The 24867-nt window shown below is 29.8% G+C and carries 26 protein-coding genes; 9 read left to right on the top strand and 17 right to left on the bottom strand.

The genetic code is table 4. From position 1 onward, the window contains the following. Window positions 1–28: 28 nt before the first annotated feature. The 8 genes from secDF (at window position 29) to HLA87_RS00685 (ending at window position 10864) form a co-directional block, all read left to right on the top strand. A complete protein-coding gene (secDF, locus tag HLA87_RS00720) occupies window positions 29–2656 on the top strand; it encodes a protein translocase subunit SecDF (RefSeq protein WP_171110964.1) in 2628 nt (875 codons plus the stop codon). Window positions 2657–2696: 40 nt separating this feature from the next. Then, window positions 2697–3551: a tRNA pseudouridine(55) synthase TruB gene (truB, locus tag HLA87_RS00715; protein WP_171110961.1), complete on the top strand. Its 855-nt coding sequence runs from the start codon at window positions 2697–2699 to the stop codon at window positions 3549–3551. Window positions 3552–3553: 2 nt separating this feature from the next. Beyond that, window positions 3554–4396: a YcsE-related riboflavin metabolism phosphatase gene (locus HLA87_RS00710; RefSeq protein ID WP_171110959.1), complete on the top strand. Its 843-nt coding sequence runs from the start codon at window positions 3554–3556 to the stop codon at window positions 4394–4396. 14 nt (window positions 4397–4410) lie between these two features. Then, window positions 4411–5277, top strand: coding sequence for an FAD synthase (locus HLA87_RS00705; protein ID WP_171110958.1), 867 nt, complete (start codon window positions 4411–4413; stop codon window positions 5275–5277). 111 nt (window positions 5278–5388) lie between these two features. Beyond that, on the top strand, window positions 5389–5655 hold the full coding sequence (rpsO, locus tag HLA87_RS00700; protein WP_171110956.1) for a 30S ribosomal protein S15: 267 nt from the start codon (window positions 5389–5391) through the stop codon (window positions 5653–5655). A gap of 68 nt (window positions 5656–5723) precedes the next feature. After that, complete coding sequence (argS, locus tag HLA87_RS00695) at window positions 5724–7349, top strand: arginine--tRNA ligase (RefSeq protein ID WP_171110954.1); 1626 nt, start codon at window positions 5724–5726, stop codon at window positions 7347–7349. A 484-nt stretch (window positions 7350–7833) separates the two neighbouring features. Beyond that, window positions 7834–7983, top strand: a complete 150-nt coding sequence (locus HLA87_RS00690; RefSeq protein WP_171110952.1) for a hypothetical protein — start codon at window positions 7834–7836, stop codon at window positions 7981–7983. 1516 nt (window positions 7984–9499) lie between these two features. After that, the gene (locus tag HLA87_RS00685; RefSeq protein ID WP_171110950.1) at window positions 9500–10864 is read left to right on the top strand and encodes an FAD-dependent oxidoreductase; all 1365 of its coding nucleotides are present in this window, start codon (window positions 9500–9502) and stop codon (window positions 10862–10864) included. A gap of 360 nt (window positions 10865–11224) precedes the next feature. Here HLA87_RS00685 and HLA87_RS03660 read toward each other — a convergent pair whose 3' ends face one another. The 16 genes from HLA87_RS03660 to HLA87_RS00605 all read right to left on the bottom strand — a co-directional run bounded on the left by HLA87_RS03660 (window position 11225) and on the right by HLA87_RS00605 (window position 23080). Next, window positions 11225–11389: a DpnII family type II restriction endonuclease gene (locus HLA87_RS03660; RefSeq protein ID WP_373422610.1), complete on the bottom strand. Its 165-nt coding sequence runs from the start codon at window positions 11387–11389 to the stop codon at window positions 11225–11227. 148 nt (window positions 11390–11537) lie between these two features. Continuing rightward, a complete protein-coding gene (locus HLA87_RS00675) occupies window positions 11538–11756 on the bottom strand; it encodes a DpnII family type II restriction endonuclease (protein ID WP_171110945.1) in 219 nt (72 codons plus the stop codon). 208 nt (window positions 11757–11964) lie between these two features. Beyond that, the gene (locus HLA87_RS03655; RefSeq protein WP_171110943.1) at window positions 11965–12210 is read right to left on the bottom strand and encodes a DNA adenine methylase; all 246 of its coding nucleotides are present in this window, start codon (window positions 12208–12210) and stop codon (window positions 11965–11967) included. Beyond that, window positions 12188–12526 carry a DNA adenine methylase gene (locus HLA87_RS03650; protein ID WP_419538406.1) on the bottom strand — a complete coding sequence of 113 codons (339 nt, stop codon included), beginning with the start codon at window positions 12524–12526 and terminating at the stop codon, window positions 12188–12190. The genes HLA87_RS03655 and HLA87_RS03650 overlap by 23 nt, the downstream gene beginning before the upstream one ends. Before the next feature lie 335 nt (window positions 12527–12861). Further along, window positions 12862–13398, bottom strand: a complete 537-nt coding sequence (gene hpt / locus HLA87_RS00660; RefSeq protein ID WP_171110941.1) for a hypoxanthine phosphoribosyltransferase — start codon at window positions 13396–13398, stop codon at window positions 12862–12864. 17 nt (window positions 13399–13415) lie between these two features. Beyond that, entirely contained in the window at window positions 13416–14087 is a 672-nt protein-coding gene (locus HLA87_RS00655) for a deoxynucleoside kinase (protein ID WP_171110939.1), read from the bottom strand. Then, the gene (locus tag HLA87_RS00650) at window positions 14087–14758 is read right to left on the bottom strand and encodes a deoxynucleoside kinase (RefSeq protein ID WP_171110938.1); all 672 of its coding nucleotides are present in this window, start codon (window positions 14756–14758) and stop codon (window positions 14087–14089) included. The genes HLA87_RS00655 and HLA87_RS00650 overlap by 1 nt, the downstream gene beginning before the upstream one ends. A 49-nt stretch (window positions 14759–14807) precedes the next feature. After that, window positions 14808–15296: a transcription elongation factor GreA gene (greA, locus tag HLA87_RS00645; protein WP_171110936.1), complete on the bottom strand. Its 489-nt coding sequence runs from the start codon at window positions 15294–15296 to the stop codon at window positions 14808–14810. A gap of 60 nt (window positions 15297–15356) precedes the next feature. Beyond that, window positions 15357–16061 carry a BC85_0335 family putative methyltransferase gene (locus HLA87_RS00640; RefSeq protein ID WP_171110934.1) on the bottom strand — a complete coding sequence of 235 codons (705 nt, stop codon included), beginning with the start codon at window positions 16059–16061 and terminating at the stop codon, window positions 15357–15359. Then, window positions 16061–16489 (bottom strand): Holliday junction resolvase RuvX, encoded by a 429-nt coding sequence (gene ruvX / locus HLA87_RS00635; RefSeq protein WP_171110932.1) that lies wholly within the window; start codon window positions 16487–16489, stop codon window positions 16061–16063. The genes HLA87_RS00640 and ruvX overlap by 1 nt, the downstream gene beginning before the upstream one ends. Further along, window positions 16482–19100 carry an alanine--tRNA ligase gene (alaS, locus tag HLA87_RS00630; RefSeq protein WP_171110930.1) on the bottom strand — a complete coding sequence of 873 codons (2619 nt, stop codon included), beginning with the start codon at window positions 19098–19100 and terminating at the stop codon, window positions 16482–16484. Before alaS ends, ruvX begins: the two co-directional genes overlap by 8 nt. Before the next feature lie 8 nt (window positions 19101–19108). Then, window positions 19109–20230 (bottom strand): tRNA 2-thiouridine(34) synthase MnmA, encoded by a 1122-nt coding sequence (mnmA, locus tag HLA87_RS00625; protein ID WP_171110928.1) that lies wholly within the window; start codon window positions 20228–20230, stop codon window positions 19109–19111. Between the two features lie 46 nt (window positions 20231–20276). After that, complete coding sequence (locus HLA87_RS00620) at window positions 20277–20579, bottom strand: MMB_0454 family protein (protein WP_171110926.1); 303 nt, start codon at window positions 20577–20579, stop codon at window positions 20277–20279. Continuing rightward, window positions 20579–21142 (bottom strand): elongation factor P, encoded by a 564-nt coding sequence (gene efp, locus HLA87_RS00615; RefSeq protein ID WP_171110924.1) that lies wholly within the window; start codon window positions 21140–21142, stop codon window positions 20579–20581. Before efp ends, HLA87_RS00620 begins: the two co-directional genes overlap by 1 nt. A 181-nt stretch (window positions 21143–21323) precedes the next feature. Beyond that, window positions 21324–22064 carry a glycerol-3-phosphate 1-O-acyltransferase PlsY gene (gene plsY, locus HLA87_RS00610; protein ID WP_171110922.1) on the bottom strand — a complete coding sequence of 247 codons (741 nt, stop codon included), beginning with the start codon at window positions 22062–22064 and terminating at the stop codon, window positions 21324–21326. Next, window positions 22064–23080: a nicotinate phosphoribosyltransferase gene (locus HLA87_RS00605; RefSeq protein WP_171110920.1), complete on the bottom strand. Its 1017-nt coding sequence runs from the start codon at window positions 23078–23080 to the stop codon at window positions 22064–22066. The genes plsY and HLA87_RS00605 overlap by 1 nt, the downstream gene beginning before the upstream one ends. Window positions 23081–23313: 233 nt before the next feature. Between HLA87_RS00605 and HLA87_RS00600 the strand changes: the two genes are divergently transcribed. Next, entirely contained in the window at window positions 23314–24132 is an 819-nt protein-coding gene (locus HLA87_RS00600) for an HAD hydrolase family protein (RefSeq protein WP_171110918.1), read from the top strand. Between the two features lie 51 nt (window positions 24133–24183). On the opposite strand, the gene HLA87_RS00595 is transcribed toward HLA87_RS00600, so the two are convergent. After that, window positions 24184–24852, bottom strand: a complete 669-nt coding sequence (locus HLA87_RS00595) for a LemA family protein (protein WP_171110915.1) — start codon at window positions 24850–24852, stop codon at window positions 24184–24186. Window positions 24853–24867: the final 15 nt, after the last annotated feature.

Here is a 24867-nt window from a genome sequence, read left to right as displayed (position 1 = left end):
TAATACTTATTATATAATATAAAAACTTATGAAAAAAATAGTTGAATTCTTTAAAGGTATATTTAAATCCTCTGCGTGAAAGAAATTTTTCACCTTATCGGGCTGAAAAAGATGATTTCTTTCGTTTTTTATCGTTACAGCTGCTGTTACAACAGTAGTAACTGGATCAGTTTTATATACATCCAAAAATGTAAATAAATCAATTGAATATGGGGGAGGTCAAGAATTTTTGGTTCAAATCGAAAACAATGATTCTAAGACACCAACAAAATCAATTGCAAAATCTCTGCAAAATAGAATTGGCGGTGGCGTTGAATTTGGAGCTGCTGTAACCGAAGAGGGAAGGGACAAAATCAAATTATCAAAAAATGGTGATTTGAGTGCTAATGATCGCAAGACATTAGAAAATGTAATTACAACTAAATCAACTATGATTTTCACCGACATTGATGGTCAACCTTTATTCAGAAATAACGTTTTTGTGAAACCGAATGAAAATAATAAAATCGATTGAAATAAAGAATTTGATAATGCCGATTTATTAAAAACTTTTGTACCTCCTATTAAATCTGCAAAATCAACTTTTACAGGACAAAACAATTATTTCGGCGTTGAAGTACAACTAGCTTCCAAAGCCGCTGAAATAGAATGGACTAAGGCCACTGAGTATTTAGCTAAAAAAGGTCAAGGTAAAAATTACTTATTAACTTGATTAAACCTTGGCGACTTAATAAGAAAAGCGAAAAAAGATTATTCGGCAGAATGAGATAAAGCTATGAATAATCCTTACAATTTTGTTTATGTTGGTGAAAATCCTGAAGGTAGCATACTAAAATCAAATTCAATCAATGCAGAAAGTTATCTAATAAATAAAATTGGAGTTAACAGATCGCTTAATGGAGATAGTTTTGTAATACCTTCTAATGCGTCAGGACAACCATTACAACAATCATCAGCTCAAAAATTAGCTGAAGAAATAAACTTCGGTACAGCTAAATACGAATTGAAAGTAATTTCGAGCAACTATATTAATTTAGATAGCGGTTCTGATCACAACATTTTTAACTCAGGTTATGAAATATCTTTAATTGCAATTGGTCTATGTTTCACCTTAATTGCAATCATATTAATGATTAATTATGGACTTTTAGGTGCTTTAAGTACTATATCAATGGCGTTGTATATTTTTATCACAATGTCTCTATTTTCAGTACTTCGCGGAGAATATTCTCCTGTCGCACTTGGTTCAATAATCGTCGGAATGGGAATATGTTTCGACATGAGTGTCATAACGTATTCAAGATTAAAACAAGAAATTTATAAAGGTGAAAAAATGAGAAAAGCTGTCGGAACCACCAGACGGGCAACTCTTCAACCTATTTCCGATTCATTAATATTAACTTTATTGATTTCATTTATGGCGTTTTATTTCGGTTCTCAAACCGTAAGAACCTTTGGTATTTCATTGGTGTTTTCAATAATTGGAGTATTAATTGCAACTTTATTAATTACTAGACTAGCTGCTTTATTATTAGTAAATTCAAAAGTGTTTATTAATAAACCTCAACTTTTAGGTGTTAGACCCAATAAGATGTCAATTAAAAAGGAAAATAAGTTAGCTAATTTTAATTACTTAAAAAACGCCAAGTGATTTATTATTGCTGCTTTCGCCTTTATCTTTATTTCTATGGTTGTATACGCAACTTTTGCTGGAATAAACAAAGATGTTGCCGCTGGATTTTCTAGATCATTTGATTTCCATGGTGGTACTAACATCACTATTCAAGCTGCTCCTGATTCTTCAATCAATAAAGCAATCGCTGACCAAATTTCATCTCATTTACAAACAAACGCCTCTCAGTTTGGCATCGAAAACATTAATAATGTATTGAAAATTAATTCACTAAATTCTGATAATACATCATTTAAATTGGTTATTCAAACAACTCAGTTTTTTGACAATATTCAATTAAAAAACATCTCAGATAGTTTACATAAGACTTTTACCGGTATCGATGTAATGAGCTACGGTGTCAACGCAAATCAGTCTCTATCATTAATATCGACTACTTCATATGCATTACTTGCGGCCTGAATTATTATTTCAGTTTATGTTCTAATTAGATACAAATGAACTTATGCAATTGCTATTTCGGCCTCAATTATATTTGAGATTCTGCTAACTCTATCTTTTGTTGCATTAGCACGAATCCAGTTAAATGTATTAGCAATCACTGCTTTTATTGCGATTATGGTTATTAGCGTTAAAGACAAATTGCTATTAGCTGCTAAAGCAAAAGAATTACACGGGTTAAATTATCATACAGATTTCATTGAAAAAGAGGATGTTGAAAGCATCGCTAAGGAAGCGATAAACGCAAATATGAAACGTAGTATGTACAGCATGTTTACGATAATGGCAATATGTATTATTATGTTAATTTTCTTTAATTCAATTAATCCATCATTTACCTTGATTTTATTGTTTGGTTCTGTCGCATCAATATATACTTCAATATTTATTACAATGAAAATATGAAGCAAATTGGAAATCAAACGTCAAACAGGAATCAAAAAACGTTACAAAAATAAATATTGAGTTCTACCTGGACACGATGAACAAATCTTCCCTGGTATTAACGATTTTATAGCATAACAATATCGCCACAGGCGATATTTCTTTTAAGGAGTCAAATATGTTTTATTTAGTTTATAAGCCAAAAGGTATTTCATCATTTAGTTGCATAAGAGATTTTGCTCGTCAACACAAGATAAAAAAAATAGGACATACCGGCACATTAGACCCGCTAGCTAGTGGTTTATTATTGGTTGCTACCGATGAAGAAACAAAACTAATTTCATATGTAGCTAACAAAAACAAAACATATATAACCACAATTCAATTTGGTAAAGCCACTTCAACCTATGATTCAGAAGGTGATATCACTGATGTTTCAGCAGTGAAAATTAAATCAAGTCAAGTTCAGGATTTATTAAGTTGATTAAGTAATCAAACAACACAAATCCCTCCCATATTTAGCGCTAAAAAAGTAGATGGTGTCAGAAGCTATGATTTGGCCCGCAAAAATAAAGCCGTTCAATTAAAATCTCAAAAAATATCAGTAAACAACGTAAAACTGATTGAATTTGACAAACAAAAACAACAATTGACAGTTGAGTTATCAGTTAGCAATGGTACTTATATTCGTTCACTTGCAAATGATATTGGACGAGCGTTTGGGACAGTGTCTTTTATGTTAGAGCTGGAACGAATTGAGATTTCAGGATTACATAAAAATCTACTTTCGAAAAATAATTATATTGCTATAATAAATGTCCTACCCCTTGTGGAGTTGGGAAATATTATAGTAAATAACGCCCAATTAGAACTTCTGTCAAAAGGACAAATAATAGATATAAATGCAGATGACGGAACTTATTTACTCACTTCCCAAAACACACAAGATATGGTATTAGGGATTATAGTAATCAACCAAAATAAAGCTAAAGTAAAAAAAATATTTGGCAACCGGTTGTTTAAAAAGGAGTAAATATGACAAAATCAGCACTTAGAGAAAATATTAAATTAGCAGCATTTGACATTGATGGTACTTTATTGCCGTATGAACAGCCAGAATTTAGTGACACTGTTTCTTTAATGTTTACTAAATTAAAAGAAAGCAACATTTATTCTACGTTGGCCACTGCTAGAGAATTTGTTACTATTGGAAGCTTAATGGATAAAGCTGAAGATTTAGACTTTTTTATTGGTGCTAATGGTATGTTTGTTTATGACCTTAAATCTAAGAAAATAATCTTTGAAAAAACAATAGCGTTTAAAGATTTAAAAACTTTATATGAGGAATTATCTTCAATTCCCGAATATAAAGGTCTAACAGTTACGGATTTAAACTATTGTTACCATACTCCAGGAATGAATTTAGACACATGATTTTTAAGACCTCATAACAAAAAAATGAAACCAATGAACTGAAACATCATGGATAAAAATCACCTTCACATCATCACTATTCAAACAGAAAATCAAGAGGGAACTGATGCGGTAATTGAAGCTATTAATGAAATTATCGAAAAACATGATATGCCGCTTGAAATTAATTCTTCATGACACAAAGGTGTATTTGTTTGCCCTAAAGGTGTCACAAAATCTCATACAATTCAATGATTAGCTAATTATTTAGATCTAAATAACCACAATAATGTAATAGCTTTCGGCGATAGCTCAAACGATTATGAAATGCTAAAAGATGCAGCTTATGGTGTAGCAATGGAGGATGCCGATGAATATCTAAAACTTGTTGCGAGAGATGTTGCTAAAAGTGTTAATGTTGATGGTGCATATTGAAAATTAAAAGAGTTAAATTTAATAAAATAACATATAATAAAATCATGTCATTACATGTATATAATTTAAACAATTTACCTACTTTGAATAAGCCAATCTTTATGATTGGCTCTTTTGAATCCTTTCACGCAGGACACAATATGCTTTTTGAAAAAGCAAAAGAATTGAGTAAAGGGCAAAGAGATATTGTAATCGTTTATTTCGACGATGTTGAAAACTTGCCTAAAAATAATACAGGTGTTTTTACTGACCATTTATTTAGACTGCAAGCTTTTGCCGGAATTGGCTTCAATATCGCTCTTCAATTAAAATACATTGAAATTCGACAATTATCGCCCAAAGAATTTATTGACAAAATTGTAAAAAACCAAACTGATTACGACATTGTAACTGGTACTGATTTTAGATTTGGGCTTAATGCTAGCGGCAATATTAAAACTTTAGATAGCTTACTCAATAATAACTTTCATGCAGTTGAATTAATGAAGTTGAATGGTGAGCATAAAATTTCAACATCTTTTATAAAAGAATGTGTTTTATCCGGAGACTTAGACTTAGTTAATTTTCTCAATCTTTTTAAATTCGGATTCAATTCGAAAATTACTAAAATTAATAACGAGTTATTACTAGAATTTGATTCTAAACTCGTTAAAATGAGACCTGGTGTTTATTGCGCAAATATCGAAGTGGATGACTTGTATTATTATTGTTTACTTTTGGTTAAGAATAATGGTTCAAGAACCATTGAGATGATTGATTTTGACTGAAAATCATTATCTACATTTAATTGCAAAATAACCGTGAATATGCTACTGAGACCTTTTTTACCTAATTCTCTTGAAGAATCAATTACTGAAGATTTTGAGCGCAGTAAAGAATATTTTATATTCCAATCACAAAATTATAAATAATTTAAAAATTTAAATATTGTGGTAAGATATTACAGTAAAAATTAAATAAATTTTGTTCTAGGTAAAATCATGGAATTTTCACTTGGACAAAACATAATAAAGGAGATTATTATGATTACAAAAAACCAAAAAGCAGAATTAGTTGCTAAATACGGTAAAAATGCTAAAGATACAGGTAGTTCATTTGTACAAATCGCTATCTTAACAGCTGAAATCGAAGATTTAAAACAACACTTTGCAAACAACCCTAAAGACAACCACTCGCGTCGTGGTTTCTTAGCTAAAATTTCAAAACGTCGTGTTTTATTAGCAAAACTTAAAAAAGATGACTTTGATTTATACAGCAAAGCATTAACAGAACTAAACCTAAGAAAATAGTTCAAAAAAACACTCGCTTCCGCGAGTTTTTTATTAAAATTTATAAATATAGAAAGTATAATGAAACTATGACTAAAACACAAATTAAAGATTTATTACTAACTGAATTGAATAAAATAGCAAATGAATTAAAGATTAGCCGTGAGGTGGTTTTAATCGAACCTAAAGATCATGGCGATTTGACAACTAACATGGCGATGGGTAACAAAGGAATTAAGCCTTTAGATTTAGCGCAAAAAATAGTTGAAAAAATTAATGTATGTAAAGATGAACTTAGTATATCAAATATTGAAATAGCAGGACCAGGATTTATTAATTTTTTCATTAAAAAATCAAGTTTCGTTGCGGGAGTAAATCAAATTCTAGAACTTGGTGAAAATTATGGTAGAGGAATTAGAACTGGCAATATTAATATTGAGTGAGTGTCGGCGAACCCAACTGGTTTTATGCATGTTGGACATGCCAGAAATGCTGCAATAGGTTCAACTATTGCAAACATTTGTGAATTCAGTGGTTTAAATGTAACTAGAGAATATTATATTAATGATGCAGGTAATCAAATTAATTTATTAGCACAAAGTGTTTTTTCTCGTTACCAACAAATATTTAACCCTGAATTTGCAATGCCTGAAGATGCTTACCGCGGAGAAGATATTATCTGAGCAGCTAATGAATTTAAAAAACAATTTGGTGATAAATACAGGGATTCCAAATTAGAAAACGAAGTATTAGAAATTTTCAAACAAGAGAGCGTTGCTTTATTTTTAGGTCAAATTAAACATGATTTATCGAGATTTAATGTTCATTTCGACAAATATTTCAGCGAAAAGTCACTTTATAAAAATAATAGCGAATTAATCAAAAACACATTGAGTAAATTGCAAAACACTTACACTGAGGATGGTGCTTTATGGTTAAAAACAACCTTGGATGGTGATGATAAAGATAGGGTTTTGATTAAAAGTGACGGTTCATATACATACTTTTTACCTGATATCGCTTATCACAATATTAAATTTAATTCAAATGGTAAAGATCCAGTTATATTAAATGTTTGAGGGGCAGATCACTCTGGCTACGTTAAAAGAATGGAATCAGCCATGAAAAATTTAGGTCATGATTCTGAAAAATTAATAGTTTTATGTATGCAACTCGTACGTTTAATAAAAAACGGTGAAGAATTTAAGATGTCAAAACGTAAAGGAACTAGTTTCTGATTACGAGAATTCATAGATTTAGTTGGTAGTGACTCCGCAAGGTTTATTTTGTTAGACCGTACAACAAATACTAAACTAGATTTTGATATAGATTTAGCAACAGCTAAAACTAATGATAACCCTTCATTTTTAGTGCAATATTCAAATGCTAGGGCATTTGCTTTGTTAGAAAAAGCCAATGCTAGTGAGTTTAATTTAATTGCCCAAAAATATGAAGAGGAAGCAGATATTAAATTAATTTCAACATTGTTAGAATTCCCTGAAATCATAGAAAAATCTGCTGATAAATTAGTAACTAACTTACTTACCCAATATGCAATTAGATTAGCAAAAGAATTTAATTCATGATATTCAAATACTGAAAAAATTATAGATAAAAAAGACCAAATCAGTTCTTTGGCTCTAGTCAAATCAGTAAACATTGTTTTGGAAAATTCAATGAAACTATTAGGAATTTCAATTCCTCATAAAATTTAATAATTTGAAAAACAACATCTCATAATTAGTGATGTTGTTTTTTGTAATCTAAAAAACAAATAAACTAAGTTGTCGGTTTCCGTCTTTTAATATGATTCTAACAATTCGGTTTTATTGATTTTTTATTTCAATTATTGATTTAACCTAATTGTAAGTGTGATTTTTGTTTAAATTAATAACCAATAGATTTATCTTATCATACACAAATCTGAGTGCATCAGTAAAAATCCATAGTAAGATTGCACCTATTGAAATACCTAGCCAAATTCAAAGTGGATTTAGTAACCATGGATTTGAATTCCAATTAAATAATTGGTTCATAATTTCAATACCAAATAGTGGCGGTTCAAAAGGAGAAGAAACAAACATGTTTCATGTATGTTGAATTAGGTTTTTTTGTTCAAGTATATGTTGAAACATATTTAGATAAGTACCCAATATAATCCAACCTAGTCATACGCCACAAGCAATTAAAATGTTTTTAATGTTTAATTTAACTGCTCTACGCAAAATTAGTCACGAACCAATAATTCCCATTAGCGAATGGTACACAATACTGTGTCAAAAAGTAAAAACATTGATTGTCATAATTGAGTCAATACTGATTATCATTGACCACCCAAAAAGCGAATAAAATGGAGCAATAAATTTGACAATAAAATTATGAAATTCTTTAGTTCAAATGGCAGTATAAATAATTCCTAGAAATAATAATATTGAACAGATATAAAAAGGGAAGTAATTTAAATATGAGTGCCACTTTAATACTCCATTTTGAACATATCCTTGTTTACAAATTCATTTAAATGTTTCTGTAATAATAAATAGTCAAGACACAGTCGTGATTACTATTCTTTGATTTTTAAGATTCGCTTCGACAAATAATGCAAAAACTATTGCAACAGTAAAAGCAGCAATTATAATTATTATGTGTATTAGCGATCATGGAGTTATTGTATTTTTAAAATTCGCATTTAAAAGATAAATTATTATATTATTCACACTACAATTATAAAATAATTTATTTTTGTGTATATTGAGTTGTTTAATTTTGAAGATTAATGTCTTATTTTAGCGCTATTTATGAATTATCTTAAGTCGTACTGACTGATATTTCTTAATTATTTGATAATTCTCCCATTAAAAATTAATTATAATTTTTACTATATTGAAAAGAATTTATTTTTATTTTGTTGTAGTCCAAAAGCAAAAAAATAAAATAATTCTATGTAATCTAACATACCATTTTTATAAAAATTCTTATGTGTTTTCAAGAATTTCTTTTCTGTAATGTGTTTTTTAATATTTTTATACACAGGTAATTGCAATATAAAATCTTCGTTTAAAATAATATTTTTAAATTAAACTAATTTTTTGGGTTTAGTTAATTCTGCGTTATGATGACCTAAGTCTCTATTCTGTTTGTATCAAAGTTTTATTAATTTTTTGGAGCGGTTATTTTTCAAATGCATTATCGTTAATGATTTTATTGGTCAATTTGATATTAAAAGTGGGAATATAATTAACAAAACTACTATTGGACTAATTTCGTTTTATATTTAAAATAAATTAGTGTTGAGCTGATTGTAAGGCTTATAGTCATAAATGAAAATACAATTATCAGGATAACTAAAAAAGTAAACATTTTTCTAGTTGATTTATTGAATTTATCAAAAACTTCAACAGGTACTTTAAGAATTGGGTATATATGAATGCGATTGTAATTTATGTTTTTCCATATGTCCGAGTTATATTTACAACTTTGGTTGATTATAGAAACTAAATATACGCAACAGTGTTATATTAAAAAAATAATACCAGCATAATATGTCTAAAAAAGCTTCCATTCCCCATCGCCGTTTTACTGTAACTACAGAATATTCAAAAAACATATTAATCTAGCAAATACATATGATTCTATTTTTTGCAAAACCCAACATTACAAGTTGGCAAAACTTTCTAATTTAATTAAATTATAAACTTTTATAAAATTAAATCCTTATTTAATAGTATTTAAACGGGTTTCATAATTTTCCGGATATAAAGATAAATGTCTTTAATGCACTTATTTTTTTGTTTTTTTCTATTTTCAATTTCTATCGTTTTATATAATTTAAGTATAAATATTTATATTTATGAAAGGACAAATTATGAAAATTATTATTGTTGGAGCTAACCATGCCGGAACATCATTTATTAGAACTTTAAAAACAGTTAATAAAGATGCCGAAATAACTGCTTATGACAGAAATACAAACACATCATTCCTAGGATGTGGGATTGCAGTATGAGTAGCTGGTGAATTTAATGAACCTGGTGGTTTATTCTATTCATCACCTGAAATTTTGAAAAACGATTACGGTGTTAATCTAAAAACTAACCACGAAGTTATCGGAATTGACAAAGAAAATAAAACCGTTACTGTAGTTAATTTAGCAGATGGAAAGACATTTACAGATAAATACGACAAATTAGTATTTGCTGGTGGTACATGACCTATCGAACCGAAAATTAAAGGTATTGATTACAATAACATTGTTTTATCAAAACTTTACCAACACGCACAAAAACTTATTGAATATGCAAACGATCCAAAAGTTAAAGATGTAATAGTTGTTGGAGCTGGATACATTGGTGTTGAATTAGTTGAAGCATTCCACATCAAAGGTAAAAAAGTTACATTAATTGATATTAATTCAAGAGTTGCAAGCAATTACTTCGGCGAAGAATTTACATCAGTTATGGAACAAAACATGGCTAAAGATGGTGTTAAACTAGCTTTAGGCGAAAGAGTTGTAGAATTTAAATCTAAAAACGGTAAAGATGTTTCATCTGTAGTTACAGATAAAGGTGAATACAAAGCCGATCTAGTTGTAATGTGCATCGGATTTAAACCTAGAACAGATGTATTGGATGTTGAAAAAATTGCCAACGGCGCTATTGTTGTTGATGAATTCCAAAGATCAGTTTCAGATGAAAACATTTATGCATTGGGTGATTCATGTGCTCTAAAACACGTTGTAACAGGTGATAACAGACACGTTGCACTAGCAACAAATGCTGTTAAATCAGGTCTAGTAGCTGCTCTACACATTGCAGGAGTCAACGTTCCATTCCCAGGTGTTGCTGGTACTAATGCAATCAATGTATTTGGTTGCCACTATGCCGGAACTGGATTTACCGAAGAAATGGCGAAAGCAAACGGGTTTGAAAATGCTGCTTCGGTTCACTGATCAGACATGGACAAACCTGAATTTATGCATGATGCCGAAAAAGTAGCATGTACCATTGTTTACGATAAAGAAACAATGAAACTATTAGGTGTACAATTAGGTTCGTGAGGAAACACAGTACACGCAGAAACTGTTTACATGTTTGCGTTAGCAATTCAAAAAGGATTAACATTGCCTGAAATTGCTTTAACAGACGTTTTCTTCTTACCACACTTTAACAAACCATTCAACTTCTTCTTAATGCCTATGTTGCAAGCTTTAGGATTGAATTACAAAAAATAAAAATAAATAAAATAAAATTCAGGCAGGCCTGGATTTTATTTTTTTAACAATTGTTTATTTTTAAAATAAGCAACAAGTAATTTTTGCTTGATATCTTCGATATTAAATACTTAATCTGAGGCTTCATAAGATTCTTTCAATGCGTTTTTCGCTGTTTTTCAACCAACTCCATCAGCAATTCAAACGAATCTGAATTTTTTTCATTTGCGGTTTCAATAGCTATATTTTTATAACTTCTTGCTGTTTAATTTAATTTTGAGCCACCTGAGCTGTAAAAATTACACTCTATGCATAGTAAATTCTATCGACGAAAACAATAAAATCAATTTTTCTTATTTTGTATACTTTTGATATTAATTTCTACACCGAGATTTGACAAAGTTGTTTATTTAAATAATTTTCATTAATAGCATAACCAAAATTTATTAATGAGCTTTCAACAAGCTCTTTCATTAAATTTCCAACTCGATTTTTTCGAGCGTTACTGTCCAAACCCGCTTCAAGACCAAAAATATAATCTTTAATATTTGTGATTTACTTACGTTCTAAAATTTTAAAAAAACCTGTTTTGTTCATCAAATCAACATAATTTTGAAGATTTTCACTTTCAAATTTGTTAAAATATTTTTTCCATTTGCCACTTCTATGCATTCATTATTTTTTATTCTTTTTGCTAATAATATTGGTAAATTTCAACTAATTTTGCGTTATTCAGAATTATTTTCCTAAAATCTTCCTTGATGTTTTTAGAACCTATTAAGGAATTAATTTTACTTAATTCATTATTTATCTTATTTACATTGCTGCGAACTTTAGCAAAATCAACAAAATAGTCATATGAGAACAATATAGATTTAAATGTTTTTAGTCAATCTTCAAATTTAAGCTTCATTTTGCTCCTTATTGTTTGTTTCAAAATTATTAAGTGAATTTAATATATAAGCGTGAAAAAAACTTTTTTATCAAAAATTAATAGTTAGTTATTAAAACTTCTTCTACATCTCTGGGAGTATTAACGTTTGAACTTATTAATCTCTTCACGTAAATGGTTTCTATATTGTAAACTTGAATAATTCCTTAATAAAATCAGACAATGGTTACTAATCATGACTTTTACATCTTTTTTGTCAAGGAATCAACAATGTTTTTCAGTCTAATTTGTTCCTAAATATAAAAGTTGTCTTTAGTATATGAAGTAAAAGATTTCGTTCATTTGAATCTGTATATGGTGGGTCTAAATAGACAAAATCTCCTGTTTGAGCTAGTTTCAGCGCTTTCTCAAAATCAGTGTTATAAATATATTTATTTTTTCCGTTTAGCAATCTATATTGAATCGAAATTTTCATTGTCAAAAAGCTTAACAATATTTTTTTTGCCTGAAGGCACATTAAAAAAACCTTTTTTATTTACACGATATAAACCATTAAAACAAGATTTATTAAGGTAGATGAGTCTGGCTGCTCTTTCTGGTCGTGTGAGTAATGAAAAATTAGAATCTCTATCGAGATATCTTATTTCGTAGAAATATTCATCATTATGGTTTAGTGCGTGATTTTCTAAAATTTTAATAAGTCCATTGTAATTTCTTTTATTTGTGAAGCATTTGTATGTATTAATTAATTCGCTATTTATGTCATTTATAATAAAGTCTTTCGGCTGAATATGAAAAAAAGAGCTCCGCCTCCGATGAAAGGTTCTATATATCTAGTTGGCATATGGACTTTATTTTAGATATTAATTTAGTCTTGCCCCCGCTCATTTAACAAATGGTTTCGTATTCACCTCTTTTTAATAATTACATTATATAAAAAAACAAAATATTTCAATTTATACATATAGCGAATTAAAATTTTATTATTAAATAAATTTGACGAAATTCACTGATAATAAACTCATACTAGTAAATTTTGTTGTTATAACTAACAATGCTTTCTGGCTATATATTTGTTCGATTTAAAAATAAAACAGCATCATAAAGACGATGCTATTTCTAGAAATTATTTTTTATTTGGGTCAAAAACCCCAACAAAAGGTGCTCCTCTGAATTTCTCTTCGTAATCAAGTCCATATCCTACCAAAAACTCGTCGGGAACAACAAATGCCGCCTTATCTGGTTTTAAATCAACTTTACGATTATGGGGTTTGTCTAATAAAGTGATTATACGGTAACTCTTAGGGTGTCTATTTTTTAACATTGAACTTATTTTTTGTAGTGTAATACCGGAATCTATAATATCTTCAACGATTAATACATCTCTACCTTCAATGTCAGTTTCTAAATCCATTACGATTTTAACATTACCGGTTGAAGCGCTTCCTCCTTCATAACTAGATGCTATCATAAAAGCAACTTCATTCTCTACGTTTATATCTTTAATTAATTGTGCTAAAAAAGGTACCGCCCCTTTCAATAAACCAACAAGAATTAAATTGGTTGAATCTTTATAAGTTTCATTGACTCAATTAGCCATTTCTTTGATTTTAGATTCAATTTCATCTCTAGTTAGTAGTATTTTAGTAAATCTTTGATCCATTTTTCCTCGCTATCTTATTAGTAATTATAACGTTTAGATTTACTAAAATCGAATTTTTCAATGATTTCAATTGCTTCGCCTAATATTTGTATGTCGTTTTTCCCGTTGGAATCTATTACAGCGAAGGGAATATTAAATGACTTCATCAAGTTTACGAATAAATCCTTGTATAAGGCATGTAATTCTTTAAAATATTCTTCATTCTGTTCATAGTTATCAATTTCTGATTTACGGCCTCTTTTTGTTATTCTTTCTTTAAAAGTGTCAAAATTGATATCGATATAAATCGCTAAATCAGGATTTTCATTTGGATCGATTAAGTTTCTAAACATTGCGTCGAAACCTTTTAAATATTTAGGTTTTTTTGACTTTAGAGTCATAACTGCAAAAATATAATGCTCTAAATTAAATCTATCTAAAAATATATGATCAGTTTTTCAGTTTAATTTATTTTCATTGAATTTATTGACACATTTTTGAAATGAATCAGACAAACTTTCAATAATGAAAGATTGAAAACCTATATCAATATTTTGTTTTTGTTCATAAAATCATCTTAGAAATGTGTTGAAAACAGGATCGTTTTCCTCAAATTCCTCCAATAATATTGAATTTTTGTAGTGGTTGTTTAATCCTTTTGCTAAAGTACTTTTTCCACTACCTATCATTCCACTAATACCTATAACCATTATTTATTAAAACGTTCCTTCTTGCTGAAATCAAATTCTTCTATGATTTTAATAGCTGCTTCAAAAACTTCTTGTTCTGACATATTATTAGTATCAAGAATTATGAAATCCATATTAAATTTTTTAGCTTGATGTTCAAAAGTTTCGCGATATACGCTATGTAATTCTCTAAAATATGCTTCGTTTGCTGCGTAATTATCTGTTTCGACGTTTCTGCCACGCGAGAATAAGCGTTTTTTGAATGTTTCAAAGGTCATATCTAAATAAATAGCCAAATCAGGTGTTTCATCTTTGGTAATTAAATGTGTAAATAATGAATCATAGCCCTTCATGTATTTAGGTCCTTTTGATGAAAGATTAACACTAGCAAATATATAGTGTTCAATACTGAAACGATCTAAAAATATATGATCTTTGTTATGTTTTTTGCCTAATTTATTGAATTCATCAAACAAATCGGCTAATTTAGATGTGTGGTTTTCAACAACATAAGATTGAAAACCTATTGTTAGGTTTGGTGTTTTATTGTACAATCATTCTAAAAATTGATTGAATACTTCATCATCCTCTTCAAATTCTTTTAATAACATTGATGATTTGTAGTGAGTCATTAATTTTTTTGTTAGGACACTTTTACCGCTCCCAATCATTCCGCTTATTCCTATTAGCATATTTTCTCCCTATTTTTTTCTAAAATTTAATGAAAAAAAGTAACCTAAATTACTTATATTCCACATCTATTATTTTTATATTGTATTTAGTTATTGCGTCAACTTCAACTATTTGACCAACCTTACCATCGGCCAACGCCAATGCTAGTGCTGATTCATTTGAAATTTTTCCATTTAAAGGGTCACTATCGTGAATACCCATAATTGTTACTGTTTTTATTTCTTTGGTGTCTACTTTTTCGTATGTAACAGTTGCACCAACTCCAATTTTTGAAGAACTTCTGCTTTCGTCATTGGTAATAACAACAGCTCTTTCAATAATTGCTTCTAATTCACGGATTCTTGCCTCAACAATACCCTGCATTTCTCTAGCTGCATCGTATTCGGCATTTTCTGAAAGGTCACCTTGTGCACGAGCTTCTTTAAGAGCTGCCTGTACTTCTGGTCTTTTAACGTTTACAAGTTCGTGATACTCCGATTTATATTTATCAAGCGTTTCCTGAGCTAAATAAATCTCTTCTTCTTTTTTATTTGTCATATTTTTGCTCCTTTAAATTAGTTATTTTATTTTATCAAGTTGTTTAACTATTTGTTCAATTTAATTATTTTTTTTAACTATATAGATGAATTTCGAATTTACAGTCGTTAGTTCAAAAGGTATTAATGATTGTTTTAAATTCTTCAAAAGACTTTTAAAACTTTTATCTTTTTTATTGTCAAGTCTAATAATTAACATCCCATTTTTATCTAACATATTGAAATATGTATTGAATAGGTCAAATGACTCTATTAAACTATTATTTGCTAAAACTAAATTCACCGAAATGCAGCGAAGTTCAGCTTCTGTTTTAATTTTGCATTTCCGGTTAAAATATTGTGGAAAATTTAAGACTGCTTTATTCCATAAATTAATATTAATATTATTTTGAATTTCAAATATATTAGCCTTTGTTTTCAACATTAATACAGCTAATTCGTATTCTGTGTTTTTATTTACTATCAGCACATTTTTGTAATCATTTAAAAAAATGGTGTTAATTCAGCTTTCTAAATCTCAATCTTGCACACGTGAACCAAAAAAATCTTTTAAATCGTATGGTAAGGTTCCAAGATCGTCGCCACGTTTTTGCAAAATCTCTAATTTACGTTGTTTTTCTTCCTCGTTAGATTGTTGGGCTTGAATTTTTTTGACTTTTCATCTTGACCAAAATCACGTTCCTACACCGGCTATAGCAACAATAATCATTGAAGAAAATAGTAATCAAGTTGCTCAATCAGGCAACATTATTTTCTTTCCTGGCATTACAACCTCTTTCCTCCGTAATCCAAAAATTCCTGCAATATAATTACTGCTGATAATGAATCTTTGATTTCTTTTCGTTTTTTAATGCTTATTTTTGCAGATTTCAATGTTTTTTCAGCCTTGATTGTTGTTCCGTATTCGTTTACTAAAAAGATATTTTGGTTAAAAATAGATTTTATTGATAGGGCGAATTCTTCAACCATAATTGTTCGCTCACTTTTAGCGCCATTACTTCTTAATGGATAACCAACAATTATAGAATCAGTATCTTCGTATTTTAAGAGAAATTCCTTTATTTTCTCAATGACGATATTGAAATTATTTTCGTCAAACCTAATAGTCTCTAAACTGGTTGCGATAATTGCTGAAGAGTCAGTTATGGCAAATCCGCAAGTTTTAGTACCTAGGTCTAAAGCGATTTTACGCATTAAATTCCTCTAAAATTATGTCTTTTAATTTATTTGAATTATTAATTTTACCCATGGCTAAAATTGCCGATCCACCACCCCGACCATTAAGTCTATTTGCTACATTTTTAAATATTTTATTTGAATCTTTTGTTTTTGATGCGATAGCTAATAATGTTTGTTCGGGTCCAATAGAGGCAAGAATTATGTGGTTTTGCGGATATTTTTCACGCAATGTTGACGCAATTATTTTAATTTGGCTAGAATCTATATTTTCATTGAAGTAAATATTTGAACCATTAACGTTTTCAAATTCAATTGAGTCAAAATCGAATTCGATATTAGATTTCGATTTTGAAATTTGTTTATAGTCTTCTCTTGCTTGTTCGATACATATTTTTAGTTGTTTTAGATTATCATCAAGATTATTTGAGTTTGGTATCGATAATTCATATGTTGGGTCAAGATTTTTAATTTTAGCAACAATATTGTTTAATTCTTCGGTTGTTGCTGAGATTTGGTCATTTAATCATTCGTTAACCAATTTATTGGAGGTAACTACTCTAAAACGATAAACTCCGGCTTGTTTTTTGTCACAATTTGTAATCTTAAAGTTTTCTAATATAGAAGAATGTGACAAGTGAGTCCCACCACATAAGTCGCTTGTGACGTCTCCTCATTTAACAATTCTGACACACTTAGGATCCATGTATTGATCCTCTTCGATGGTCATAACTGCATGTAAATTTTTAGCTTGTTCAATTGTTGAAATAATATATTCTCTTTTAATGTCTTCGTCAATGATTGTCTTCATTTGATTTTCAATTTCCGAGATTTGTTCGTCGGTTGGTTTATTATCACCCGGGAAGTCAAATGTAAATCTTTGTTCAGTAATATCAGAACCTAATTGTTTAATTTGAGGCCCCAATACTTTTCTCAATACTGAAAACATTAGGTGCGTTGCCGAGTGATTGCGGGCACAGTTTAATCTTACGTATTCATCTACGAAACACTCTAGTGGTTGAGCAATATTTATTTTCCCTTCAACAACGTGGATGTGGTTACCAAATTTATCTTTGAATACATCAATAATTTTAATTTTATTACCATCTTGTAGCATGTATCCTTCATCGTGCTTTTGTCCACCACTAGTAGCATAAAATGGTGTTTTATCTAAAACAACATATGAAACACCATCGGCTGCTGATATGCGATTTTCAGAATCTAATAATTCGACAATAGTAGACTTGTATTGAGTAAAATCATAACCTACGAATTCAGATATTTTTTGCTTGATTAGAGAAAGAGAATTTATAGCTTTTTCCATACCGCTTAATTTATTTCCACGACTCGCCTCAGAGTGTTTTTCTTTTGCTTTAGCAAAAGCATCCATATCAACGGTTATCCCTTTATTCGCCAGTATTTCCACGGTTAATTCAATTGGGAAACCATATGTTTCTAATAAATTAAAAGCGATGGCGCCATCGAATATTTTTATTCCTTTTTCTATGTAATTTTCCAACAATAACTTACCATTTTCAATGGTTTTAGCAAAAATTTCTTCTTCATCTTTAATCGCTTTCATTACTGGATTTACATCATAAAGAAAAGGTAATGATTCTCGTACAACAGGAACCAATTTATTTAAAAATATTCCCTTGATACCTAATTGCATTCCCTTATATATAGATCTTCTGATTAATCTTCTGATAATATAACCTCTTCCAACGTTAGAAACACTTTCTCCATCAGCTAATGCGTTTGCAACTGTTCTAATGTGGTCTGCAATTATTTTGAAACAAGTATTAATTTCGCGTTGTTCTGGTTCTTTTGTGAAATAGTTGTTTATATCATAACGGTATTCTGTATATTTTTCTATTTCGTGAATGATATTTAAAAATAAATCAGAATCATAGTTTGTAGGGGCATCTTGCATAATTGAAACTATACGCTCAAAACCGGCACCAGTATCAATATTTTTCTGTGCTAATTCAGTATATTTATTGTCGCCTTCGTTATTGAATTGACTAAAAACAACATTTCAAATTTCTATATATCTGTCATTTTCAATGTCTTGTTGAAGCAATTCAATACCTCTTTGGTCATATTTTGGTCCGCGGTCATAGAAAATTTCGGTACAAGGCCCACAAGGCCCAGATCCAACATCTCAAAAGTTAGTATCTCTTGTCCCTTTGATTAGGTGTGACGGTTTAATACCAAGAGAAAGCCATTTATCTCTAGTTTCTAAATCTTCTTCGAAATATGTGAAATATAGATTTTCTAAAGATAATTTAAGTTCTTTTGTTAAAAATTCATAAGCGAATTCAATTGCTTCTTTTTTGAAATAATCTCCAATACTGAAGTTACCTAACATTTCAAAAAATGTATGATGTCTAGATGTTACGCCAACATTCTCGATGTCATTTGTTCTGATTGCTTTTTGAGAGTTTGTTAAACGTTTTTTTGGTGGTATTTTTTTACCACTGAAATAATCTTTAAGTGTAGCTACTCCTGAGTTAATTCATAAAAGCGAAGGGTCATTGACAGGTATTAAACTTTTACTTTCAACAATTAAATGATCCTTTGATTCAAAGAATTTTAATCATTTTTGTCTTATTTCTTTTGAGTTCATATTTTCTCCTATACGTAGTTTTTTTCAATATTATTTAAGTAAATTTTTTCAATTGTTGCTCCACCTAAACATTTATCGCCATCATAAATAACGACTTGTTGGCCCGGAGTAACAGCTTGAGATTTGGAAGGGTAAAAAACTTTTATTTCTTTATTAGGTAATAATTCAATAGTTACGGGAATATCTTGTTGTCTATATCTGAATTTAGCAGTTAAATTTAACGGATTGTATTCTTCGTTGTTAAGTGTAAGTCCGCTTGCTAAAAGTGAATCTGATTCTAAATATGAAATGTCACTGGCTGGAGCCACATACAAAATATTTTCTTTAACATTATGACCGCATACGTAGTGCGGTTCGGTCATTCCACCAAGATTTAGACCCTTACGTTGGCCTAGCGTGTAGTAATAACAACCATCGTGTTTGCCAACTATTTTATTAGTTTTAATTTCAACTATATTTCCAGGTTGCGCTGGTATATAGTTTTGAAGGAACTTAGTGAAATTCCGTTCCCCAATAAAACATATCCCTGTCGAATCTTTTTTGTCGGCAGTTGCTAAACCGAGTTTAGCTGCTATTTCGCGAATTTGCGATTTTTCAAAATCGGCTAGTGGCATTAACACTTTTGATAGTTGATGATTTGTAAGTTGAGCTAAAAAATATGTTTGGTCCTTATTTTTGTCTTTGGCTCTAAATAAATGTCCGTTTTCAACTTTTGCATAATGTCCCATCGCAATAAAATTAGCATTAAGTACATTGAATGCATAGTCTGCAAAAGCTTTAAATTTAATAAATTTGTTACATAATATATCCGGGTTAGGCGTACGTCCTTTTTTATATTCTTCAATAAAATTTTCAAACACATTATCCCAATATTCACGAACAAAATCGACTCTATGCAGTTTTATGCCAAGCTTATTGGCAACTTTTAATGCATCCTGAAAATCTTGTTCTTGTGGGCATATATCTTTTGAAATATTTTCATTTCCCAAAAAATCATTATTTACAAATGAATCTCAATTCCTCATAAATAAACCTTCAACTGCATAACCTTTATCGAGTAATAATTTTGCTGCAACCGAAGAATCTACACCACCAGACATCCCCAATACAACTTTGTTTCTTTTTTTCATAATCCCCCTAAAAATAAAGCCAACCACATAGAGCGGTTGGTTGTAATTAGTAATTACCTGTAAAACACACTCTTAGATTTTGTGGTTTTATATCTATTAAACTTTCAAAACGAGTTTGAAATTCTTTTGAAAATTGTTCAATAATTTCGCCTAAATTTTTGTTTCTTTTAATTTTAATGTCGATAATAAAAGAAGCATTAGAGAAATCTTTATTGAATACAATTCTTGGAGTTCCATCTAATTTCAAAAAATTTACATCGTTAGCACATTGTTGAATTAGTTGTTGCAATGTGTCTTCTGACACAGAGTAACTCTGACCTAAACCTAAAGAAACAGTTATAAAATTCATTATTTATTTCCTTTACCTAAGTATTTACCGGTTTCTGTTGAGATAGAAATAAAATCACCTTGTTTAATAAACATTGGAGTGTCTAATTCAAAACCTGTTTCGACTTTAACTCTTTTTTGTGGGTTTGTAGTTGTATTTCCTTTTACAGCGTCAGGCGCCTCAATTACTTCTAAAGTAACTGACGATTCTAGTTCAATGTCAAGAATTTCTTCTTCAAATTTTCTAATTTTTACAGAAGATCCTTCTTTTAAAAAGTTAATTTCTCATTCAACGTGACTCAATGGAATTTCCACTTGTTCATATGTTTCATTATCCATTAATATTAAGTTTTCGCCGTCTGAATATAGGTAATTCATTGGACGTTTGTCAATATGGGCCTTTTTAATCATTGTTCCACCAGTATAAGATTTAATGGTGATTGCTCCAGTTCTTAAGTTTTTGACTTTTGCTTTAACGTTTGCTTGGCCACGTCCTTGTTTTGAGTGTTGAGCCTCTATAACGACAAAGATTTCTCCTTCATCTTCAAATGTAATTCCGCCTTTAAATGTATTTACGTTAATCATTGTTATCTCCTAATTAAATATTATTATTAAATATATGTATCTATTTTAATATAAAAATAGTTTTTGCTTATAAAAATAAAAAAAGTTATCACTTTGGGATAATAAATAATAATTTTTTCACAAGACAACTTTTTTATCTAAATTAAATAAAAATCAACACTAACAAGCGTTTAAGTGTTGATTATTTTTTCAATTTAAGTTGAGATTCAGTACCGCTGATAAGTCTTTTTATATTGCTTCTGTGAAGGCAAATAATTAAAATAGAAGCAATTAGGAAATATACAGCAGACACAAATCAATAAGGTTGTAAACATTGAGGAGAAATGCAGTTCGATAAATTAATAAAATTAAATCAATAACCTGTTATTCCTTGACTAAATCACGGAATAAAAACTAATGGAGCAATAATACCAGCGGTTAATAACGAACCTAATGAAACTTTTTTGGAAATAATAACCGTTGCAAAAAACACGACAAAGGCGATTAATCATAAAACCGGATTAATGCTTAAGATGAATGCAGAAGAGCATGCAACACCTTTACCTCCCTTGAATTTAAAGAAAATCGGGAAACAGTGACCAAGAATTACTCCTAAACCAATTGACTGAGGACTCATTCAATATGCAGCTGAAAAATCGCAAAAAAGATGGTTTTGAAGTGTTGCAAAAATTAAGGTAGGTATTAAAACTTTCATAAAGTCAATGATAAAAACGATTAATGCAAATTTTTTGCCATAAGTTCTTAATGAATTAGTGGCACCGGCATTTTGTGAAAAGTGATTTCTAACATCGTCGTTTTTTAATTTTTTGCTTAAAATAATCGCTGTATTAAATGAACCGATAATGTAACCAAATACTAATAAAGCAAAATTTAAGGCGATTATACTAAGTCAAACAATTGGTGTTTTGGGATAATTAATCATTAATTTTGTCCTTTGAATTCAATCAATTTATCATTATTTCTATATACACGACCTTCTTTGGCCTCTCTATGGTCGTTTAGCATAGTTGCATCAGCTGAAAATGAAGCATATGGTTTAAAAATGCTTTGACCAACACCGTAAGCATCTACTGGTGCATTTTCTGCTTCGAACTTAGTGATTTTTTCAGGGTTGAAACCACTTGATACGACAATCTTAACGTGTTTAGCGCCAGCTTGGTCTAGGGCAACTCTTAATCTCTTGATTTGTTCTGGGTTAACTCCATAAAATTCCTGATTGTCAGGTTCGTTGTCAAACATATGGTCCTTCATGTTTTTTGAAGTATCTATTCTTACGCCTCACAAGTGTTTTCCTATAGTCTTATATGAATCAAGTGCTTCACGTATAACATTATTATGATAATCAACCAAAGAAATAATTTTATCTTCAGGAAACATTTCAGAATATGCTTTCATAGCAGCACTGGTATCGCCAGCAAAATTTTGAATTAAGCAATGAGGAACCGAACCGAATACACTTTGTGAGCCTGTAATGTTTTGAGCATCTGTTGACATAGAAGCGCAGCCGGCTAGAAGCGCAGCCTTGCCATCAATTTCTTGCATCATTCAGTGGTCTGCACGATCACCCATAAATATTACATCTTTACCTTTTGCGGCTAATACGCAATTTCGCATGTTTGTTGCAATTGTTGAAGAGCGGGCTAAAATTCCATCTATCATACCTTCATATTTACCGAAAAGTTGATAATTCCCGACAAGTTCAAGTACAATTTCAAGATTATTTACTATAGACCCTTCAGGGAGATATTTAATTGTGTATTTTGACGTATCCGTGTTATTTTTCAGTAGTTCTAGTACTTCATCCATACCACCCAAAAGAACATTATCTTTACGTTGGAAAAATTGCATACGAATAATGTTATTCGGATTGTATTTTTCGATTATTTTTTCTGTTTTATGAAAATAACTTGAAATATATTTATCATATTTATTGCTCATATTATTCTCCTATCTATGTTAATATTAAGTTGCTAAATTTTACCACGACAAATTATAAAGTTTCGTTTTTAATTAAAATAGTTAGAAATTCATAATTTAAAGTTTCGCACTTTGTTTTGTTATAGAATTATATTTTTTTTCATAAATACACATATTACAGTATTTTAGGAAAAATAAGAACACTCATTAAACTAGTTATAAATCATTATTAAAATATGGTTTATAATAATTAAATGAAAATATACAAAGATATTAATCCAAGCGCTTATTTTTTAGACTTAGACGGCACTTTTTTTGACCAGCCAGATGCAAATTATCCGGCCTCAGATTTTAATATCGCTGTCGCCAAAAAAATAAATAGTTATAAACCTGTTATTGTTTCAACCGGCAGAAAAAATAATAAGTTTCTGAGAGAACTAATGGCTAAAATTAATGCTCCTTTTACTATATGTTCAGTCGGAGCTCAAATTATTGACAATAAGGGTAAAACGATTTGAAAAGCTACAATTAGCCCTGATGACAAACAAAAAATAATGAGTGAATTTCAAAAACTAGGCTTATTTATTTTTGTTAATGATACTGAATATTTATATTGTTCGAGTAATAACAACCCATTATTCATTCGTTCATGAGCATCACAAATCCCTAGATTAAATTATGACAAAATTCCATACGAAGATGAGGTATTTAAGTATTTAGTATTTGGGCTTGAAAAGGATGAAATGGTTTTACAACTCGAAAAATGAAGAAGTGAATATCCATCATTAAGTTTTCATCTCGTTTCAAAAGGTTATTCTATTGAGATTACTCACAAATTAGCAACCAAAGGGAAGGCAGCACAGTACATTTGTGAATTATTAGGGCTAGATATTAAAACTGCCATGCACATCGGGGATTCAGGAAATGATGTAACAGCCAAACCCGAAATTGGGTATTTAATGGCTGTTGCTAATTCGATGGATGAAATTAAAAGCATTGCTGATTTTGTTTCGGATCACGATTATAAAAATGGTGGGGTTGGCAAAATAATGTCTGAAATAGAGCATTTGTAAAATAAAATAAAAAATGAGCAAAATTTAATTGCTCATTTTTCTTTGAATGAATTAAGCGAAGAAATCTTTTCTAGCATCGGCTTTAGTTTGAGCACTAGCGATGAAAGGAATTCTCGTTGTATAGTTATTTCTTGATGCAACAATCATTTTTGCAGGTCATTCATTTACTGCTCTGTTTCATTGATATACTGAGTCATTGTAGATTTCTCTAGCGGCAGTAATTTCTTTTTGTAAGTATGAGTTTTGTTGCAATGCATCTCTTAAAGCACCGTGTGCTTGTAATTCAGGATAATTTTCAAGTTGAACGTTAATTGCGCCGATTGTTTGGTCAATTGAACTTGCAAAATTTGATCTATTTTCTTCAGTTGGTTTCATACCCGAACGGTATAAAGCCACTGATTTCATAACATCTTTATCTAGATCGATTGATTTTGAAACAATCGAAGCGATGTTGGTCATAATGATAACTCTTTGTTCTAAAAAGTTATCGATTTGTGAAGCATTGTGTTGAATTTTTTGTTCAACTTGTGCTAAATAGTTTTTGGCTTTAATTTTGATAAACAAGAATATAAGCCCTGGGATGATTGCTAACACTCATAACATAATTTCGAATATTATTGAACCGGCACCTGTTTTGATAGGTAATCTCTTGTTAATTACATTAACATCGTGACCTTCTTCAAGAAAAGGTCCTTCCATTTCGTCTAGTTGATTTGACATATGTCCTCCTTTTTG

The sequence above is a fragment of the Mycoplasma miroungigenitalium genome, from assembly GCF_013008635.1.
GTDB lineage: Bacteria > Bacillota_I > Bacilli_A > Mycoplasmatales > Metamycoplasmataceae > Mycoplasmopsis > Mycoplasmopsis miroungigenitalium.
The sequence above is the reverse complement of the archived record's forward strand: the minus strand, read 5'-3'. Positions and strand labels throughout refer to the sequence as shown.